Raw genomic sequence first — 17,307 nt, 5'->3', positions numbered from 1 at the left:
CCGCGACCTCGGGGTGGGGCAGCACGTAGAAGCGGTCGTGGGCCAGCGCCTCGAACGCGAGGTCGGCGACCTCGGCGGGGGTGCGGGTGTCGTCGCGGCCCAGCATCTCCTGCAGGCCGGCGGCCGCCTCGAGCATCCGGGTGGCGACGCCCTGCGGGCAGATCGCCTGCACCACCACGCCGCGGTGGCGGTAGGTGGCCGAGAGCCACTCGGCGAACGCGACCGCGCCGTGCTTGCTGACCGAGTAGGTGGGGCTGCCCAGCATCGTGAGGAGGCCGGCCGCCGAGGCGGTCACGACGAAGCGGCCCGACCCGCGCTCGAGCCAGCGGGGCACCAGCAGCCGGGCGGCGCGCACGTGCGCCATCACGTTGACGTCGTGCGTGCGGGCCCACTGCTCGTCGGTGGAGGCGAGCCCGTCGCCGAGGTCGATGCCGGCGTTGCCGAACCAGACGTCGATGTCGCCGAGGTGGGCGAGCGCCCCCTCGACCAGCGCGGTGACGCCGGCGTCCGTGGCGAGGTCGGCCACGAGCGGGTGGGCGCCGGTGGAGTCGGCGACCTCGGCCAGGGCGTCGCCGTCGACGTCGGCCGCCACGACCCGCAGGCCGGCCGCGGCCATCCGGCGGGTCAGGGCCTCGCCGATGCCGTGGGCGGCGCCGGTCACGACGACCCCGACGGCGCCGGAGGCGCCCGGCGCCACGTCCGCCATCAGACGCCCCCGGTGAGGGTGACCCCGCCGTCGACGACCACGGTCTGCCCGGTGAGCCAGCCGGCGTCGTCCGAGAGGAGGAAGGCCACGACGCTGCCGATGTCGTCGGGCACGCCGAGGCGCTTCAGGGGGTACTGCGCGGCCACCTCCTCCTCACGGCCCTCGTAGAGCGCCTTGGCGAAGTCGGTCTTGACCACGGCCGGCGCGACGGCGTTGACCCGCACCCCGGGGCCGAGCTCGACGGCCAGCTCCTCGGTGAGGTGGATGAGCGCGGCCTTGCTGGTGCCGTACATGGCGATGCCGGGGGCGGGCTTGATGCCGGCGACCGAGGCGACGTTGACGACGGAGCCGCCGTGCTCGCGCATCCAGGCGGTGTGGGCGGCCTGGGTCCACGCGAGGGCCGCGACCACGTTGACCTCGACGATCTTGCGCGCGATGCCGAGGTCGAGGCCCATCAGCGGCCCGTAGGCCGGGTTGATGCCGGCGTTGTTGACCAGCAGGTCGAGGGACCCGAAGCGGTCGAGGCACTCCTGCACGGCGGCCGCGCGGTGGTCGGCGTCGTCAGCCTTGCCCGCGACGGCGGCGGCGTGCTCGGGGCCGCCGAGGTGGGCGACCGCCTCGTCGAGGGCGTCCTGGCCCCGGGCGGTGAGCACGACGCGCCCGCCCTCGGCGACGATCCGCTCGGCGATGCCGAGCCCGATGCCGCGGCTGGCGCCGGTGACCAGCGCGGTGCGGCCCTCGAGGCGCCGCTGGGGCGCTGCGGCGCTCATGACAGCCGCTCCAGCACCATCGCCATGCCCTGACCGCCGCCGACGCACATGGTTTCCAGTCCGATCTGCCCGTCGCGGTGACGGAGCCCGTTGATGAGGGTGGAGGTGAGGCGCGCGCCGGTCATCCCGAACGGGTGGCCGACCGCGATGGCCCCACCGTGGACGTTGAGCCGGTCGTCGTCGATGCCCAGCTCGCGGGCCGAGGCGATGACCTGGGCCGCGAAGGCCTCGTTGAGCTCGACCAGGTCGACGTCGCCGATGCCCATGCCGGCGCGCTCGAGGGCGCGGCGGCTGGCGTCGACCGGGCCGAGGCCCATGATCTCGGGGCTGAGGCCCGAGACCGCGGTGGAGACGATGCGCGCGAGCGGGGTGACGCCCAGCTCACGGGCCCGGACGTCGCTCATGACGACCACGGCCGCGGCACCGTCGTTGAGCGGGCAGCAGTTGCCGGCGGTGACGGTGCCGTCGGGGCGGAACACCGGCTGGAGCTGGGAGACGGCCTCGTAGGTGACCCCCGCGCGCGGGCCGTCGTCGTGGTCGACGACCGTGCCGTCGGGGAGGGTGACCGGGGTGATGTCCGTGGCCCAGAACCCGTCGGCGATGGCCTGCTCGGCGCGGTTCTGGCTGCGGACGCCGAAGCGGTCCTGGTCCTCGCGGGTGACGCCCTTGAGCTGGGCGACGTTCTCGGCCGTCTGCCCCATCGCGATGTAGATGTCGGGCAGGTCGCCGTCGTCGCGGGGGTCGCTCCACGTGGGGGCGCCTCCCTCGGAGCGGCGCGCGGTGCGAGCGGTGGCGTCGTCGAAACGGGGGTTCTGGCTGCCCGGGATGCCGTCGGCGCGCCCGTTCTCGTAGCGGCTCACGGTCTCGACGCCCATCGAGACGAAGGCGTGGCCCTCGCCGGAGCGGATGGCGTGCAGCGCCATCCGGGTCGTCTGCAGGGAGGAGGAGCAGTAGCGGTTGACGGTGGTGCCGGGCAGGTGGTCCATCCCGGCCAGGACGGCGACGACGCGCGCGAGGTTGTAGCCGGACTCCCCGGCGGGCTGCCCCACACCGAGCATCAGGTCCTCGATCTCGCCGCGGTCGAGCGCGGGGACCTGCGCGAGCGCGGCCTCGAGCATCTGGACGGCGAGGTCGTCGGGGCGGGCCGAGGCCAGGGAACCCTTGCGGGCCCGGCCGATCGGGGACCTCGCGGTCGCGACGATCACGGCTTCGGGCATCGTGCACCTCCGTGGGGCAGCGGGTGTTCCTGTGCTTGACTAAGCGCTTGTTCAGCCCCAGCATGGACGGGCGGCGCACCGCCGTCAACCCCGGGAGGAGGCGGCGTGAGCAGTCCCTCACGACGGGCCGTGCGCCCCGAGGAGCCCCGCGACCGGCTGTTCGCGGCGGCCGTCGAGACCTTCGCCGCGCAGGGCTTCCACGGGACGACCACCCGCGACATCGCGGCGGCGGCGGGGATGAGCCCGGCCGCGCTGTACGTGCATCACCGCTCGAAGGAGGAGATCCTCTTCCGGATCTCGCGGCGGGGGCACGAGACGACGCTCGGCATCCTGCGGGCGGCCCGGGCGTCCAGCGAGGACCACGTCGAGCGGCTGCGGGCCGTGGTGCGCGACTTCGTGACCTACCACGCGCGCTCGCACACCTCGGCGCGCGTCGTGAACTACGAGCTGGCCGCGCTGGCGCCCGAGCACCTCGACGAGATCACGGCCCTGCGGCACGCCATCGACGCCGAGGTCCAGGCCGTGGTGCGTGACGGGGTCGACGCGGGGGTGTTCGCGTGCCCCGAGCCCCGGATCGCCGCCGCGGCGCTGCTGTCGCTCGGGGTGGACGTCGCCCGCTGGTGGCGCGACGGCGGGGCCTGGACGCCGGAGGAGCTGGGCGAGCACTACGCCGACGTGGCCCTGCGCATCGTCGGGGTCGTGCGCTAGCCGGAGCCCGCCGGACGGATGTCCCGAACATGGGGGTCCCGAGGTGGTCGGTCGCCTGCGCGGGCTCGGATACGGGCTGGTCGGCGAGATCGCCGACCACCAGGACATCGACCGGCTCTGCTCCGTGCGCGGCCCCGAGGGCATCATCGTGATGCTGGCGCAGACCCTCGCCGGTCATCCCGGCGCCGGCGCCGGACGCCCCGGCTCACCGAGCCCGGCCGACAGGCTGCGAGCGGGGCCTCTCGGATGCACCCCGACCGGGAGCACCTCCACCGTCCCCGCCGCACGCCATCGCCGCCTCTCGGATGTACCACCAGCGGGAGCATCCGAGAGGGCACGGCGCACCTCCCCCTCGGGGGCGGCTCGGCATCGGGAGCGTCCGGACCTCACCACGGCGCCCGCGGCCTCGGCAGCCGCACCACCGTCGGCCGGCGGCCGGCCGTCCCTCCCCCGTGGGGGAGAATCGCCGGGATGACGCTCACCGACCGCCTCACCGGCGACCTCGCCCCCGGCCGCCCGGGCATCGGCGCCGACGCCGCGCTCGACGCCTTCGTCGAGTGGGCCGGTGAGCGCGGCTTCGCCCTCTACCCGGCGCAGGAGGAGGCCGTCCTCGCGCTGGCCGAGGGCGCCCACGTCGTCCTCGCCACCCCGACCGGATCGGGCAAGTCGCTCGTCGCGGTCGCCGCCCACGCGCAGGCCCTCGCCACGGGGCGCCGCTCCTGGTACACGGCCCCCATCAAGGCGCTGGTCTCCGAGAAGTTCTTCGCGCTCGTCGAGACCTTCGGTGCCCAGCAGGTCGGGATGCTCACCGGCGACGCGGCCGTCAACCCCGGTGCGCCCATCATCTGCGCCACCGCCGAGGTCCTCGCCAACCACGCCCTGCGCGAGCGCGACGCGTCCGACATCGGGCTCGTCGTCATGGACGAGTTCCACTTCTACGGCGAGCCCGACCGCGGCTGGGCGTGGCAGGTGCCGCTGCTGCTCCTCCCCGAGACCCAGATGCTGCTGATGTCGGCCACCCTCGGCGACACCACCGAGCTCGAGCGCGACCTCCGCCGCCGCACCGACCGTGACGTCGTGGCCGTGACGGGGGTCGAGCGCCCCGTGCCGCTCGAGCACGAGTGGGTGCTGACCGCCGTCCACGAGACCATCGAGCTGCTGCTGCGCGACGACCGGGCGCCGGTCTACGTGGTGTCGTTCACCCAGGCCGGCGCGGTCGAGCAGGCCCAGGCCCTGGCCTCGGTCGACGTCGTCGGGGCCGAGCGCAAGGCCGCCCTCAAGGAGGCCGTCGGCGGCTTCCGGTTCGGCCCCGGCTTCGGCCAGACCCTGCGCCGCCTCGTGCTGCACGGCATCGGGGTCCACCACGCGGGGATGCTGCCGAAGTACCGGCGCCTCGTCGAGACCCTCGCGCAGGCCGGCCTGCTCGCGGTCATCTGCGGCACCGACACCCTCGGCGTCGGCATCAACGTGCCCATCCGCACCGTGCTGCTCACCTCGCTCATCAAGTACGACGGGCGCAGGCAGCGGGTGCTGCGGGCACGTGAGTTCCACCAGATCGCCGGGCGCGCGGGGCGGGCGGGCTTCGACACCGTCGGGTACGTCGTGGTCCAGGCGCCCGAACACGTCATCGAGAACTCCAAGGCCCTCGCGAGGGCCGGCGGCGACCCCAAGAAGGAGCGCCGCATCGTCCGCAAGAAGCCGCCGGAGGGCGTGCTGACCTACACCGAGGCGACCTACGACAAGCTCGTCACCGCCGCCCCCGAGCCGCTGCGCCCGAAGATGCGCGTCACCCACGCGATGGTCCTCAACGTCCTCGACCAGTGGGAGGGCCAGCAGGAGGCACTGCACACCCTCGTCCTCGACAACCACGAGGACGAGGCCCGGCGCGAGGCCCTGCTCGAGCGCGCGGTGCAGGTGCTGGGCTCGCTGGTACGCGCCGGGGTCGTCGAGCCCGACGACGGCTCGTCGGTCGAGGACTGGGTCCCCGCCGACGCCGAACCCGCCCCCGCGGATGCTCCGGCCACCCCGGCGCCTCCCGCCCCTGACGCCCCCGAACCGGCCCCCGAACCCGCCGGCCCCGGCAACGCCCTGGGCGCGCTCGGCGAGGCACTGGCCGCCGCCGGCCTCACCCCCACCCCGCCCGCGCAGCACCCCTCCGAGGCCGCGGGCACCACGGGCGACGTCCCCGCCCCCGGGGACGGGGACGCCGCCGCGGAGCGCACCGCCGCCGAGCCGACACCCATCGAGCGCTTCGTCCGCCGTGCGGGGCGGCGCTACGACGAGGGCCCCTTCCAGGTCGCCCTCGACTTGCACGACGGCTTCGCCCTCAACCAGCCGCTGTCCGCTTTCGCCCTGGCCGCGCTCGAGCTGCTCGACCGCGAGTCGCCCGAGTACGCCCTCGACGTCGTCAGCGTCATCGAGGCCACCCTCGACGACCCGCGTCAGATCCTGATGGCGCAGCAGTTCGAGGCGCGTGGCGAGGCCGTGGCCGCGATGAAGGCCGACGGCCTCGAGTACGAGGAGCGGATGGAGGCCCTCGACGACGTCACCTGGCCCAGGCCGCTGGCCGAGCTGCTCGAGCTCAGCCTGCGCACCTACCGGCAGCGGCATCCGTGGGTCGACCCCCGCGACCTGTCGCCCAAGTCGGTGGTCCGCGAGATGTTCGAGCGTGCCTTGGGGTTCGGCGAGTTCGTGGCCCACTACAAGCTGGCGCGCGCCGAGGGCATCGTGCTGCGCTACCTCACCGACGCCTACCGGGCGCTGCGCTCGACGGTGCCGATGTCGGCGCGCACCGAGGAGCTCGACGACCTCGTCGAGTGGCTGGGCGAGGTCGTGCGGCACACCGACTCGAGCCTGCTCGACGAGTGGGAGGCGCTGACCCATCCCTCCGACGAGCCGGGGGCCGTCGTCCGGCCGCCGGGCGAGAACCGGAAGCTGTCGGCCAACCCTCGCGCCCTGCGGGTCATGGTGCGCCAGAGCATGTTCCGGCGCGTCGAGCTCCTTTCGCTCGGGCGCTGGCAGGCGCTGGCCGCCCTCGACGGCGGCCTCACCGCCGAGGCCTGGCAGGACGCCGCGGCCGAGTACCTCACCGAGTACGACGAGGTGCCCACCGGCCCCGCTGCCCGCGGCCCGGCCCTCTTCCGGGTCGAGGACGAGACCGACCGCTGGGTCGTCACCCAGATCATCGACGACCCCGAGGGCGACCACGACTGGCGCATCACGGCCGAGCTCGACCTCGGCGCCACCGACGAGGCCGGCGAGCCCGCCCTCACCGTCACCGGCTTCGCCCCCACGACCTGACGTCACGACCCCACGCCGCACCGCACGCCGGAGGGCCCGGGCGGCAGCACGCCGGCCCGGGCCCTGCTCCTCACCCGCGGGTGAGGCCGTGCGTCACTTCTGGAAGGGCGTCTTGAACGCCTCGGCCTCCTTGGAGGTGTACGGCTCGGGCTGCACGAGCTCGAGGCCGCCCTCGACCTTGGCGGGCTTCATGAGGTAGACGGCGCGCGTCGACGGCTCGCCGGGCTTCGTGAAGTCGAGGATGCTCGGGGCCAGGCCCCCGGTGTCGACCTTGGTCTGGGCCTTGGCGTCGAGGATGCCCTGACGGGTCAGGTCACCGGCGTCGCACGCCTTCTTGAGCATCTCGCCCCAGGTCTGCCCGAAGGTGTAGCCGACGAGCGGCCCGAAGGTCGGGGTGTCCTTGTACTTCTCCTTGTAGCGCTTCGCGAGCTCCTGGACCTTGGGGTCGGTGGAGTTGAAGGGCTGGATGCCGGCCGCGGTGATGAACTGGCCGCTGGTGAGCGCCGCGGCGGCCGGGGTGCCGAGCAGCTGGGGCGCGTACGTGGGGTTGCTGCCGAAGATCGGCACGTTCAGCCCCTGGGCCGCCGCCTGGCCGACCGCCGACGCGGTCTGCGCCGGCGTGGTGGTCAGCATGATGGCCTTGACCCCGGCCGACTTCAGCGCCGTGATCGAGCTCGTGAGGTCGGCGTCGGTCGACGTGACCGTCTTGGGCACCATGGTCATGTTGTGCTCCTTGGCGAAGGCGGAGGAGCCGGCGAACCCGTTCTTGCCGTACTCGCTGTCGATGTAGATGTGGCCGATGGAGTCGCCCTCCTTGATCTTGCCCTGCTCCATCAGGTAGCTCATCCCGTTGACCATCTCGACGTCGTAGGTCGTACCGACCATGACGACCTCGGGGGCGTCGAGGTTGGTGGACGCCCACGACGACGGCACGGCCGAGACCTTGTCGTCGACCATCGGCTTCTTCAGCGCCGCGAGGATGGGCGAGCCGAGCAGCTGGACGTAGCCCAGGACCTGGCCCTTGGTCTGGTTGTACAGCGGGACGGCCTTCTCGGCCGAGTAGCCGTGGTCGCTGGAGGTGATCTTGATCTTGCGGTTGCAGATGCCCCCGGCCGCGTTGACGTCCTCCGCCCACATCTCGGTGCCCTGGGTGATGCCCAGCCCGAGGATCTTGAACACCCCGGACAGGTCGGTGAGGTTGCCGAGGGTGATCTCGGAGTCGGTGACGCCGACGTCGGTCTTGACCGCGCCCTTGCCGCTGGCGTCGCCACCGCTCGAACCACCGGTCTGCGCCTTGCTGCTGCAGCCGGCCAGGGCGAGGGACGAGACGACCACGGTGGCCGCCAGAGCTCTCGCGAGCTTCTTCGTGCTCATCTGGGTTCCTTTCTGGGGGGTCCACCACGGGCTGTCGCCGCGGCGGTCGGGCGCCCGCCGACGGCGGGGGTAGGGGGCCGGGTCAGCCGCGCGTGAACCGCCCGGCGATACGGCGCCCGATGGCCGCGAAGCCGCCGGGCTCGAACAGGACGATGAGGACGACCAGCGCCCCGTACGCGAGGTAGGTGATGACGACGGGCGAGAACGCCGTGCCGCCGGAGGAGAGCACCGCGGTGCTATCGCCCTGGCTGAGCAGCGGGATGATCAGCGGTGTCCCGAACACCACGGCCGCGCCGACGATGGCACCGCCGAGCGAGCCGAGCCCCCCGATGACGACCATCGCGAGGTAGGCGATGGCGACGGCCGTGCTGTAGGTGCCGCTGTCGACGGCCTCGTCGGGCTTGAGCAGGCCGTCGTACCACCACACGACCATCACCCCCGCGAGCCCGGCGTAGGCACCGGAGACGGCGAAGGCGGTGGCCTTCTGCCGCACCACCGAGACCCCCATGACGGTCGCGGCGGCCTCGTTGTCGCGCACGGCCCGCCAGGCACGCCCGACCCGCCCGTCGACGGCACCGCGGGCGACGAGGTAGGCGATGAGGGTCAGGGCCGCGTAGAGCCAGAAGAGCCGCTCGTTCTGCCCGATGGGCACGCCCAGGATCGCCAGCGTGGGCGACTTCTCGCCGAAGTCGAAGCCGAACAGGTTGAGGTCGTCGGCGTAGCGGCCGCTGGAGGTGCTGCCCGCGATCGACGGGAGCACCCGCGCCAGCCACCAGCCGAGGAAGACCAGGCTCAGCGAGGCGACGCCCAGGTAGATGCCGCGCAACCGCCCGGACACCGGCGCGAAGGCCGCGCCCACCAGGGCGCTGATGACCACGGCCAGCACGAGGCTGAGGGCGGTCGGCAGCCCGAGGCCCACGAAGCCGTCGGTGCCGTCGCTGGACAGCACCGTGTAGCTCACGCCGCCCACGAGGAGGAAGAACGAGTGCGCCAGCGAGAGCTGGCCGGCCTGCCCGATCAGCATGGTCAGGCCCATGGCGCCGACCGCCCCGGTCATCACCCAGGTGCTGACGATGAGGTACTGCCCCGGCAGGTAGATCGGGACCAGGAACAGCACCACCGCCAGGGCGCCCCACCCCAGCCAGCGGAGCCGGCTGCGGCGCGGGTGCACGGCCGGCATCCCGACGTGGCCGTCCGGCTGCGGGCCCGGGGCCTCGGCGCTCGTGGCGTCAGACACGGACCTGCTCCACCTTCCCGAACAGCCCCGACGGTCTGGCGACGAGGACGACGAGCATGACCAGGTAGACGGCGACCTTGGCGAAGTCGTTGTCGATGTACTGGGCGGCGGAGGACTCGGCCAGCCCGACCACGAGGCCGCCGACCACCGCGCCCCCCGGGGAGGTGAGGCCGCCGAGGATGGCCGCCGGGAAGGCCGCGAAGGCGATGGTGTGGGCCGCGGTGAGACCGGCGCCACCGGCCACCGGGAGGGTCGCGATGAAGAGGATGGCGATGGCCGCGAGGGCACCCCCGAGGGCCCAGGCGCTGGCCGTGACGCGCCAGCTGCGGATCCCCATCAGGGCGGCCGCCTCCTTGTTCTCGGACTGCGCCCGCATGGTCAGGCCCCACGTCGAGAAGCGGAACGCGACGAAGAAGCCGCCGATGAGCACGACGGCGGTCAGCAGCGCGAACAGCTCCGGACCCTCGATGGTGGCGCCGAGGAACCCGACCCGCACGTCCTGGTACGGGTCGCCGAGGAACGGCGCCGACGCCGTCCCCAGCCGTCGGGTCACCTCGGTGAGGATGATGATGTCGACGCCGATGGTCAGGATCGCCAGCGAGTCCTGATGCGCGAGCTTGGCGTTCGCCAGGAGCACCCGCTCGATGAGCACCCCGAGCGCGGCGGCTGCGACGACCCCGCACAGCGCGGCGCCGAACCAGCCGAGCGTCGGCTTGAGCGCGAAGACGATGTAGCCGCCGAACAGGGCGAGCGAGCCGTGCGCGAAGTTGATGACCTCGGTCGACTTGTAGATGACGACGAAGCCGAGGGCCAGCAGGGCGTAGATCGCCCCGCGGCCGGTGCCGTTGAGCAGGACCTGGACGAACGTGCTCATGCGCTCTCCTCCTCGACCGAGCCCAGGTAGGCCCGGATGACGGCGGGGTCCTTCTGGACCACCGCCGGGGTGTCGTCGGCGATGAGCCGGCCGAAGTCGAGCACGGTGACCCGGTCGGCGATGCCCATGACCAGCCCCATGTCGTGCTCGACCAGCAGGATGGAGATCGACAGCCCCTCGCTGATGTCACGGATGAGGCGCGCCAGGTCGGCGGTCTCGGACGCGTTCATCCCGGCGGCCGGCTCGTCGAGCAGCAGCACGGTGGGCTCGACCGCGAGCGCGCGGGCGATGTCGACCCGCTTCTGGTCGCCGTAGGACAGCACGCCGGCCGGGCGGTGCAGGTGCGCGCCGATGCCGAGGAAGTCGCAGATCTCGGCGGCCCGCTCCCCGTGCCGACGTTCGGCCTTCATGGTGCGCGGCAGCCGGAGGCCGTAGGACAGGAACCCGCCCTTGGTCAGCGAGTACCGGCCGAGCATCACGTTGTCGAGCACCGACGAGCCGCCGACCAGGGCCAGGTTCTGGAACGCGCGCCCCACCCCGAGCCGCGCCACCTCGTGCGGCGGGGTGTCGGTGAGCACGGCGTCGCCGAGCGTCACCCGCCCGCTGGTGGGCCGGTAGATGCCGGTGACGGCGTTGAAGCACGTCGACTTGCCGGCGCCGTTGGGGCCGATGAGCGCGTGGATCGAGCGCGGCGCCACCGAGAACGACACGGCGTCGAGCGCGACGATGCCGCCGAAGCGCACCGTGACGTCCTCGACCGCCAGGGTGGGGATCTCGCGGGCGCCGGCGGGGGCGTCGGCTGCGGGGGCGTCCGGGGCGGGGTGGGTGGTGTCGGGCATCGTCATCCCTTCCAGGCCGACAGGATGCGGCGGGGGCGGGCGGGCGCATCGTCCTCGGCGTGGTCGGCGTGGCCGCCGAGGTAGAGGCGCTGGACGTCCTCGCTGGCGGCGAGCTCGGTGGAGGACCCACTGAGGGCGAGCCGGCCGACCTCGAGGACCACCGCGCGGTGCGAGACCTTGAGCGCCATCGCGGCGTTCTGCTCGACCAGCACCACGGCGGTGCCGCCGGCGTTGATCTCGGTGACGATCTGCCCGATCCGCTGGATGAGCTGGGGGGCGAGCCCGAGCGAGGGCTCGTCGAGCAGCAGCACCTGGGGGTCACACATCAGGGCCCGGCCGATGGCGAGCATCTGCTGCTCACCGCCCGACAGCAGTCCGGCGGGCTGGGCCGACCGGTCGGCCAGCACCGGGAAGAGCTCGTGGACCCGCGCCTTGGCCCCCTCACGGCGCCGGGGCTCGGCCGCGAGACCGCCGACGCGCAGGTTCTCCTCGACCGTCATCCGGCCGAACACCTGGCGCCCCTCGGGCACCTGCATCAGGCGGCGGCGCACGATCGCGGCGGGGTCGAGGGTGTCGAGGCGGGTGCCGTCGAGGGTCACCGACCCCGACGTGACGGTGCCGCCGTGCAGCGCGAGGGTGGCCGAGATCGCGCGCAGGAGGGTGGACTTGCCCGCGCCGTTGCTGCCGAGGACGGCCACCACCTCGCCGTCGGCGACCTCGAAGGAGACGTCGTGCAGGGCCTGCACGGCGCGTCCGTAACGGACGGAGACGTTCTCGATGGTCAGCACGTACAGGGGCTCCTCACGTCGCGGCGCTGCAGGCGTGGAGTGGGTGGCGGTGAACGTACCCCGCCCACCGCGGCCACGTCACGCAACGATCCGGTCACGGCGCGGTGGTCGGTCGGTTTGGCGGGACGAACGGTCGAGCGGTCCCGGTGAACGTCGTCCCGCACCTGGGCCGGGCCGTTCCCCGGGTCGCCGACCGACTCGCTCGGGCCCGGCGAGCGACGTCGCGCTCACCCTGGCCCGCCGGCTCTGACGCGGCCGGCGCAACCTTCGACAGCCGAGGGCGCCCGGATGCCGGGGCCGGTCGCGACACCGCACACACTGGGCCGATGCTCCTCCGCGACCGGCACGTGCTCCTCACGGGCGCCACCGGCACCATCGGCTCGGCGCTGGCTGCCGCCCTGGCGGGCCGGGGGGCACGCCTCTCCCTCGTCGCCCGGGGCGAGGAGGCGCTGCACGGGCTGGCGCACCGCACCGGCGGGGTGGCCGTGCCGGGGGACCTGACCCTCGCGGACACACCGGCGTCGGTGCTGGCGGCGGCCGAGGCCGCGCTGGGCCCCGTCGACGTGGTGCTGCACAACGCCGGCGTCGAGGTCCTCGACGAGCTCGCCGACGTCGACCTCGAGGCCGTGCGGCAGGCGGTGCTGCTGAACCTCGTCGCGCCGCTCGTGCTCACCCGCCTGGCCCTGCCCTCGATGCTGCGGCGCGGCCGGGGGCACGTGGTGGCGGTGTCGTCGCTGGCCGGTGTCGCCACGTTCCCGGGGCTGGCGGTCTACGGCGCGAGCAAGGCCGGGCTGACGCACGCGATGGCTGGCCTGCGCGCGGAGCTGCGCGGCACGCCGCTGCGCGTCACGACCGCCGAGCTGGGGCCGGTGGACTCGCCGATGATGGGCCGGATCGGCACGCATCCGCCCACCGCGGCCGCGTTCGCCCGGGCCCTGCGCCTGCACGTACTGCGCACCCTCGACCCGGAGGAGGCCGCGAGCGCGGTCGTCACGGCCGTCGAGCGCGACCGGCCCCACGTACGTCGCCCGCGGCGCGCGGCGCCCCTGGCGGCGGTCGCCGGCGCCCCGCGCACCCTGGTGCGCGCGGTGCTGACCGGCATCCCCACGGCCACCGCCGCCCGGGCCGTCGACGACGGGCAAGGGCTGCGCCGATGACGCCGCCACGGTCGGCGCGGCGCAAGATCGCGGTCGGCACCTGGCGCGCGCCGAGCGAGGGCCGCATCCACGCCCGCACCGAGGTCGACGTCACCGCCGCGCTGGCGCACGTCCAGGTGCTGCGGGAGGCGACCGGGGTCCGCGTCACGCTGACCCACCTGGTGGGGGCCGCCCTGGGACGAGCGCTGCGCGCCGTGCCGGAGGCGCGGGCCCGGGTGGTGCTCGGGCGGGTGCGGCCGCTGGCCGACTGCACGGTGGCCTTCGCGGTCGACGTCGAGGGCGGCGCCGACCTGGCCCCGGTGCGGGTCGAGGACGCCGACCGGCTCCCCACCGTCGAGATCGCGCGCCGCGTCGAGGCGCGGGCCGCCGCGCTGCGCGGCGGCCACGACCGGGCCCACCGGGTGACGAGCGGGCTGGTGCGCCTGGCGCCGTCGTGGGCGATGCGCCCGGTGATGGGGGCGGCGGGAGTGATGGTCGGCGGCCTCGGGCTGCCCGCGTTCGGCCAGCCGGGGCGGCCCCTGGGGACGGGTTTCGTCTCGAACGTAGGGACGATCGGGCTCGACGAGGCCTTCCTGGCGCCGGCGCCCTTCGCCCGGACGGCCGTCTACCTGGCGGTCGGGGCGGTCCGCGACCGCCCGGTGGCGGTCGGCGGCGAGGTCGTCGTGCGCCCGGTGAGCGTGCTGGTGGCCACCGCCGACCACCGCCTCGTCGACGGCGCCCACGCCGGTGCCCTGCAGCGGGTGCTGTTGGAGCACCTGGCCGACCCGGCCCGCCTCGACGCCCCCGGCGGCTGAGCCGGCACGGCCGTCCCTCGTGGCCCACGCCTCGGAGCATCCGGACCTTCTGGTACGACCTCTCCGCCCGGCGGGCGCCGCCGGGTCCGTCAGCCCGGGCCCGCCTCGGCCTCCGCCTGCGCGTGCCAGACCGGCGGTTCGGCCGGTGCCAGCGCGGGGTCGTCGGCGGCGAAGGTGCGGATCCGCCCCACCTCCGTGTGCGGCCCCTCGAAGCGCACCGTCACCCGGCCCACGCCGCTGCCCTGGACCCACCCGGCCCCGTGCTCGGCGTGCGTGACGTCCTGCCCCGCCCGCCACGTGGGAGTCCCGGCCGGCGCCGGGCCCTCCGCGAGTGTGACCTCGGGCTCCGCCTCGCCGGCGATCTGCGACGCCGCGCCACCGCCGGCATCCGGCCGCACGAACTCCTCGCCCCCCTCGTCGCCGGCCGCCGCCCGCACCGGAGGCTCGGGCGCGTCGAGCAGCCCGTCGAGCAGGTCGGGCTGGGTGTAGAGCGAGAGCCCCGAGACGCCGACCCCCAGCAGCCGGAGCCCGTCGGCGACGTCGAGCCCGGCCAGCAGCCGCCCGGCGTGCTGGACGACCAGCGCCACGTCGTCGGTCGGCTGGTCGAGGGTGGTCGAGCGGGTCAGGGTGCTGAAGTCGTGGCGGCGCACCTTGAGCACCACCGTGCGCCCCGACAGCCCGTCCTTGCGCAGCCGCTCGCCGACCCGCTCGGCCAGCTCGCGCAGGTGGCGCCCCAGCCGCACCCGGTCGGTCACGTCGACGTCGAAGGTGGTCTCGGCCGACACCGACTTGGCCGCCCGCTCGGTGACCACCTCGCGCTCGTCCAGCCCCAGCGCGAACGCGTGCAGCTGGGTGCCGTGCGCCCGCCCGAGGAGCCGCACCGCCTCGTCGGCGCCGAGCTCGGCCAGCCGCCCCACCGTCCCCACGCCGTGCACCGCGAGCCGCGCGGCGGTGGCCGGGCCGACCCCCGGGATGGCCCGCACCGACATCGGGGCCAGCCGCGCGGCCTCCTCGCCGGCCGGGACCAGCGCGAGCCCGTCGGGCTTCGCCAGGTCGGAGTGGATCTTGGCCACGAGCTTGCTGGTGCCCGCCCCGATCGATGCGGTCAGGCCCGTGGTGGCCCGGATGCGTGCCCGCAGCCCCTCGGCCACCGCCGCCACCTCGTCGGCGCCGGCCCCCGGGTGGGTCGGGGTGAGGTCGAGGTAGGCCTCGTCGATGGAGACCTGCTCGACCAGCGGGGTCACCTCGCGGACCAGGGCCATGACCGCCAGCGAGCAGTCGCGGTAGGCCGGGAAGCGGGGGTAGAGGTAGGCGGCGTTCGGGCAGCGGCGGCGCGCCTCGGCGGTGGGCATGGCCGAGCGGATGCCGAACACCCGCGCCTCGTACGACGCGGTCGCCACCACCCCGCGGCCGCCGACCCCGCCCACGACGACCGGCTTCCCGCGCAGCGAGGGCTTGTGCAGCTGCTCGACGGCCGTGAAGAAGGCGTCGAGATCCAGGTGCAGGATCACCGGGGCCGAGCGCACGGTCCCAGTCTCCCCGTCGCCACCGACGGCGCGTCAGGCCTGCTGCGCGGCGCGGCGCGGGGCCCGGGTGTCGCCGGCGTACACGGCCCACGCCATCAGGCCGGGCTGGAAGGCCAGACGGGCCAGGCGCTTCTGGTCGGTGTCGAGCCCGAAGCCGTCCTTGCGCTCGAGCCACTGCGCGACGTTCCCGGGGAGGACCGCGAGGAAGAACAGCGCACCCGCCCGGCCCGTCCGCGCCCGGTGCGGCTGCTTCCACGTCACGAGGGTGGCCGCGCCGAGCGCGAGCTCGGCGTAGCCCGACCACACCACGACGTCGTCGGTGTCGAACGGCACCCACTCGGGCACCTGCGCCCGGAACTCCTCGCGACGGGTGGTGAGGTGCGCGGCGCCGGCGGCGATCAGGGCCGCCCCCAGGGCCACCTTGCTCGCCGCCCGGGCCCGCCGGCCCCACTGCTCGCGACGGGTGCTGACCTGCGCCTTCTCCGGTGTCATGCCCCCATTGTGCGGCCGGCCCCGCCGAGGTCGCCTCACTCCTGACGCCCGGCACCGGTCACCCCACCGCGCCGCCCCCGGCTCGCGGCGCACCGGTCACCCCGTGGTGCCGCCCCCGCACAGGGCCCCGGTCGCACGAGATGGCCGGTGCCTGGCGGGGTCGACCGTGTCGCTCGAGGTGCGCCGTCGCCGGTCCGTGAAACGCGATCGACCCCGACGAGGAGCCTGTCGGGGTCGATCGCGATCTGTGCGCAAGGGGGGATTTGAACCCCCACGCCCTTTCGGACACTGGCACCTGAAGCCAGCGCGTCTGCCGTTCCGCCACTTGCGCGTGGTGCTCGGATGAGCCGTCCCAGTGTGCCCGATGGACCCCCGATCCGACAAAAGCGATCCACGAGGGCCCGTCACCGCGGGGCTCCTGCCCCCCGTCAGGACATCGGCGGGGCCTCCGCCTCGACCCTCGGAGCACCCATCCGGTTGCTCCGGGGCCTGAGCCGCACCCCGGGCAGCGCGGGCGCCGGGATGCGCGCCACGTCACCCCTGTACCCCTCCACGACGCCGAACGGCCCGGCCTCGCCGCCGTCGGCCCCCGCCTCCCAGGCCTCCCGCGCGGCCGCGACCTCGTCGTGCGAGCGCCCGATGAAGTTCCACCACATGACGATCTCCTCGCCGAACGGCTCCCCGCCCAGCACCAGCACCCGGGCGCCCCCATCCCCGGCCGCCAGCACCAGGTCATCCCCGTGCCCGGCCTCGACGACCCCCAGCTCCGCCACGCCCAGCGACCGCCCCGCGAACGCCACCGGCCCCCGGTCGACCAGCACGCCCACCTCGTACCCCGCCGGCACCGGCAGCACCACCGACGCTCCCGCCCCCAGCACCACCTCGACCCCCAGCAGCGCCGTCTCGACGCGAACCGGCGACGTCGATCCCCAGAGCGACCCCACGAAGACCCGCGCCTCGACGCCGTCGGCCGGGCGCACGGCATCCGGCACGTGGTGCTCGAACCGCGGCTCCACTCCGGCCGCCACCGCCGGCAGGACCACCCAGAGCTGCACCCCGTGCAGCACCGCGGTCGCGGGGGTCGAGACCTCCGAGTGCGAGATGCCGCGGCCGGCCGTCATCAGGTTGACCTCGCCCGGCCGCACCGTGGCCACCGTCCCGAGGGAGTCGCGGTGCTCGACCTCGCCGCTGAACAGCCACGACACCGTGGCCAGCCCGCAGTGCGGATGCGGCGCAACGTCCATCCCGCCGCTCGTCGCGACGTCGTCGGGGCCGTAGTGGTCGGCGAAGCACCAGGCCCCGACGAACGAGCGCTCGCGCGAGGGCAGGGTGCGCCGCACCTTCATCGCCCGCGGGCCGCCGAGCGGGACCTCGCGGGGGCCGAACACCAGCACGGACGGGGCCGCCGGGGGAGTCATGGGCCCACGCTACGCACGCCCCGCCGCCCCCACGAGCCCCCAGGAGCCCCCTCGGCGGTGCTCGAGACCCCGGTTCGGCGTCGAGACAAGGACTGCCAGGTCGTGTC

Annotated in this window: 14 protein-coding genes, 1 tRNA gene and 1 pseudogene; 4 read left to right on the top strand and 12 right to left on the bottom strand. The window is 74.6% G+C overall.

Annotated features, from left to right (window positions below; genetic code table 11):
- Window positions 1-85: 85 nt before the first annotated feature.
- The 3 genes and pseudogenes from ATL31_RS16855 to ATL31_RS08710 all read right to left on the bottom strand — a co-directional run.
- Window positions 86-706 (bottom strand): annotated as a pseudogene (locus ATL31_RS16855) (SDR family oxidoreductase); the annotation flags it as partial.
- Entirely contained in the window at window positions 706-1,476 is a 771-nt protein-coding gene (locus tag ATL31_RS08715; protein WP_101395418.1) for an SDR family oxidoreductase, read from the bottom strand. The gene ATL31_RS08715 and the pseudogene ATL31_RS16855, both read right to left, overlap by 1 nt.
- Window positions 1,473-2,693 (bottom strand): acetyl-CoA C-acetyltransferase, encoded by a 1,221-nt coding sequence (locus ATL31_RS08710; protein ID WP_101395417.1) that lies wholly within the window; start codon window positions 2,691-2,693, stop codon window positions 1,473-1,475. Before ATL31_RS08710 ends, ATL31_RS08715 begins: the two co-directional genes overlap by 4 nt.
- A gap of 105 nt (window positions 2,694-2,798) precedes the next feature.
- Between ATL31_RS08710 and ATL31_RS08705 the strand changes: the two genes are divergently transcribed.
- Together ATL31_RS08705 and ATL31_RS16850 are read left to right on the top strand one after the other, a co-directional pair.
- Entirely contained in the window at window positions 2,799-3,401 is a 603-nt protein-coding gene (locus ATL31_RS08705) for a TetR/AcrR family transcriptional regulator (RefSeq protein WP_211283994.1), read from the top strand.
- A gap of 471 nt (window positions 3,402-3,872) precedes the next feature.
- On the top strand, window positions 3,873-6,701 hold the full coding sequence (locus ATL31_RS16850) for a DEAD/DEAH box helicase (RefSeq protein ID WP_101395415.1): 2,829 nt from the start codon (window positions 3,873-3,875) through the stop codon (window positions 6,699-6,701).
- Window positions 6,702-6,794: 93 nt separating this feature from the next.
- On the opposite strand, the gene ATL31_RS08695 is transcribed toward ATL31_RS16850, so the two are convergent.
- The 5 genes from ATL31_RS08695 to ATL31_RS08675 all read right to left on the bottom strand — a co-directional run bounded on the left by ATL31_RS08695 (window position 6,795) and on the right by ATL31_RS08675 (window position 11,813).
- A complete protein-coding gene (locus ATL31_RS08695; RefSeq protein WP_101395414.1) occupies window positions 6,795-8,075 on the bottom strand; it encodes an ABC transporter substrate-binding protein in 1,281 nt (426 codons plus the stop codon).
- A gap of 82 nt (window positions 8,076-8,157) precedes the next feature.
- Window positions 8,158-9,312, bottom strand: coding sequence for a branched-chain amino acid ABC transporter permease (locus ATL31_RS08690; protein WP_211283993.1), 1,155 nt, complete (start codon window positions 9,310-9,312; stop codon window positions 8,158-8,160).
- Window positions 9,305-10,186 (bottom strand): branched-chain amino acid ABC transporter permease, encoded by an 882-nt coding sequence (locus ATL31_RS08685; RefSeq protein WP_101395413.1) that lies wholly within the window; start codon window positions 10,184-10,186, stop codon window positions 9,305-9,307. Before ATL31_RS08685 ends, ATL31_RS08690 begins: the two co-directional genes overlap by 8 nt.
- Window positions 10,183-11,025: an ABC transporter ATP-binding protein gene (locus ATL31_RS08680; RefSeq protein WP_101395412.1), complete on the bottom strand. Its 843-nt coding sequence runs from the start codon at window positions 11,023-11,025 to the stop codon at window positions 10,183-10,185. Before ATL31_RS08680 ends, ATL31_RS08685 begins: the two co-directional genes overlap by 4 nt.
- A 2-nt stretch (window positions 11,026-11,027) precedes the next feature.
- Complete coding sequence (locus ATL31_RS08675; RefSeq protein ID WP_101395411.1) at window positions 11,028-11,813, bottom strand: ABC transporter ATP-binding protein; 786 nt, start codon at window positions 11,811-11,813, stop codon at window positions 11,028-11,030.
- Between the two features lie 326 nt (window positions 11,814-12,139).
- Between ATL31_RS08675 and ATL31_RS08670 the strand changes: the two genes are divergently transcribed.
- Together ATL31_RS08670 and ATL31_RS08665 are read left to right on the top strand one after the other, a co-directional pair.
- Window positions 12,140-12,970, top strand: coding sequence for an SDR family NAD(P)-dependent oxidoreductase (locus ATL31_RS08670; protein ID WP_101395410.1), 831 nt, complete (start codon window positions 12,140-12,142; stop codon window positions 12,968-12,970).
- Window positions 12,967-13,764 (top strand): 2-oxo acid dehydrogenase subunit E2, encoded by a 798-nt coding sequence (locus tag ATL31_RS08665; RefSeq protein ID WP_101395409.1) that lies wholly within the window; start codon window positions 12,967-12,969, stop codon window positions 13,762-13,764. The genes ATL31_RS08670 and ATL31_RS08665 overlap by 4 nt, the downstream gene beginning before the upstream one ends.
- Before the next feature lie 89 nt (window positions 13,765-13,853).
- Here the strand turns inward: ATL31_RS08665 and ATL31_RS08660 are convergent, their stop codons facing one another.
- The 4 genes from ATL31_RS08660 to ATL31_RS08645 form a co-directional block, all read right to left on the bottom strand.
- Window positions 13,854-15,290 carry a DNA polymerase IV gene (locus ATL31_RS08660; protein WP_101395408.1) on the bottom strand — a complete coding sequence of 479 codons (1,437 nt, stop codon included), beginning with the start codon at window positions 15,288-15,290 and terminating at the stop codon, window positions 13,854-13,856.
- A 33-nt stretch (window positions 15,291-15,323) separates the two neighbouring features.
- Window positions 15,324-15,782: a DoxX family protein gene (locus ATL31_RS08655; RefSeq protein WP_170062496.1), complete on the bottom strand. Its 459-nt coding sequence runs from the start codon at window positions 15,780-15,782 to the stop codon at window positions 15,324-15,326.
- 248 nt (window positions 15,783-16,030) lie between these two features.
- Window positions 16,031-16,113 (bottom strand) — tRNA-Leu (locus ATL31_RS08650).
- A 97-nt stretch (window positions 16,114-16,210) separates the two neighbouring features.
- Window positions 16,211-17,200 (bottom strand): pirin family protein, encoded by a 990-nt coding sequence (locus ATL31_RS08645; protein ID WP_101395407.1) that lies wholly within the window; start codon window positions 17,198-17,200, stop codon window positions 16,211-16,213.
- Between the last annotated feature and the right edge of the window lie 107 nt (window positions 17,201-17,307).

The organism is Phycicoccus duodecadis, assembly GCF_002846495.1.
Classification (GTDB): Bacteria; Actinomycetota; Actinomycetes; order Actinomycetales; family Dermatophilaceae; genus Phycicoccus; species Phycicoccus duodecadis.
Note: the sequence above shows the minus strand (reverse complement) of the source record. Positions and strands in the feature narration are given on the sequence as shown.

Excerpts from the sequence above, each read along its gene's own strand:
- ATL31_RS08715 (WP_101395418.1), bottom strand. The coding sequence starts at position 1,476 with ATGAGCGCCGCAGCGCCCCAGCGGCGCCTCGAGGGCCGCACCGCGCTG.
- ATL31_RS08710 (WP_101395417.1), bottom strand. The coding sequence starts at position 2,693 with ATGCCCGAAGCCGTGATCGTCGCGACCGCGAGGTCCCCGATCGGCCGG.
- ATL31_RS16850 (WP_101395415.1), top strand. The coding sequence starts at position 3,873 with ATGACGCTCACCGACCGCCTCACCGGCGACCTCGCCCCCGGCCGCCCG.
- ATL31_RS08695 (WP_101395414.1), bottom strand. The coding sequence starts at position 8,075 with ATGAGCACGAAGAAGCTCGCGAGAGCTCTGGCGGCCACCGTGGTCGTC.
- ATL31_RS08685 (WP_101395413.1), bottom strand. The coding sequence starts at position 10,186 with ATGAGCACGTTCGTCCAGGTCCTGCTCAACGGCACCGGCCGCGGGGCG.
- ATL31_RS08680 (WP_101395412.1), bottom strand. The coding sequence starts at position 11,025 with ATGCCCGACACCACCCACCCCGCCCCGGACGCCCCCGCAGCCGACGCC.
- ATL31_RS08670 (WP_101395410.1), top strand. The coding sequence starts at position 12,140 with ATGCTCCTCCGCGACCGGCACGTGCTCCTCACGGGCGCCACCGGCACC.
- ATL31_RS08665 (WP_101395409.1), top strand. The coding sequence starts at position 12,967 with ATGACGCCGCCACGGTCGGCGCGGCGCAAGATCGCGGTCGGCACCTGG.
- ATL31_RS08655 (WP_170062496.1), bottom strand. The coding sequence starts at position 15,782 with ATGACACCGGAGAAGGCGCAGGTCAGCACCCGTCGCGAGCAGTGGGGC.
- ATL31_RS08645 (WP_101395407.1), bottom strand. The coding sequence starts at position 17,200 with ATGACTCCCCCGGCGGCCCCGTCCGTGCTGGTGTTCGGCCCCCGCGAG.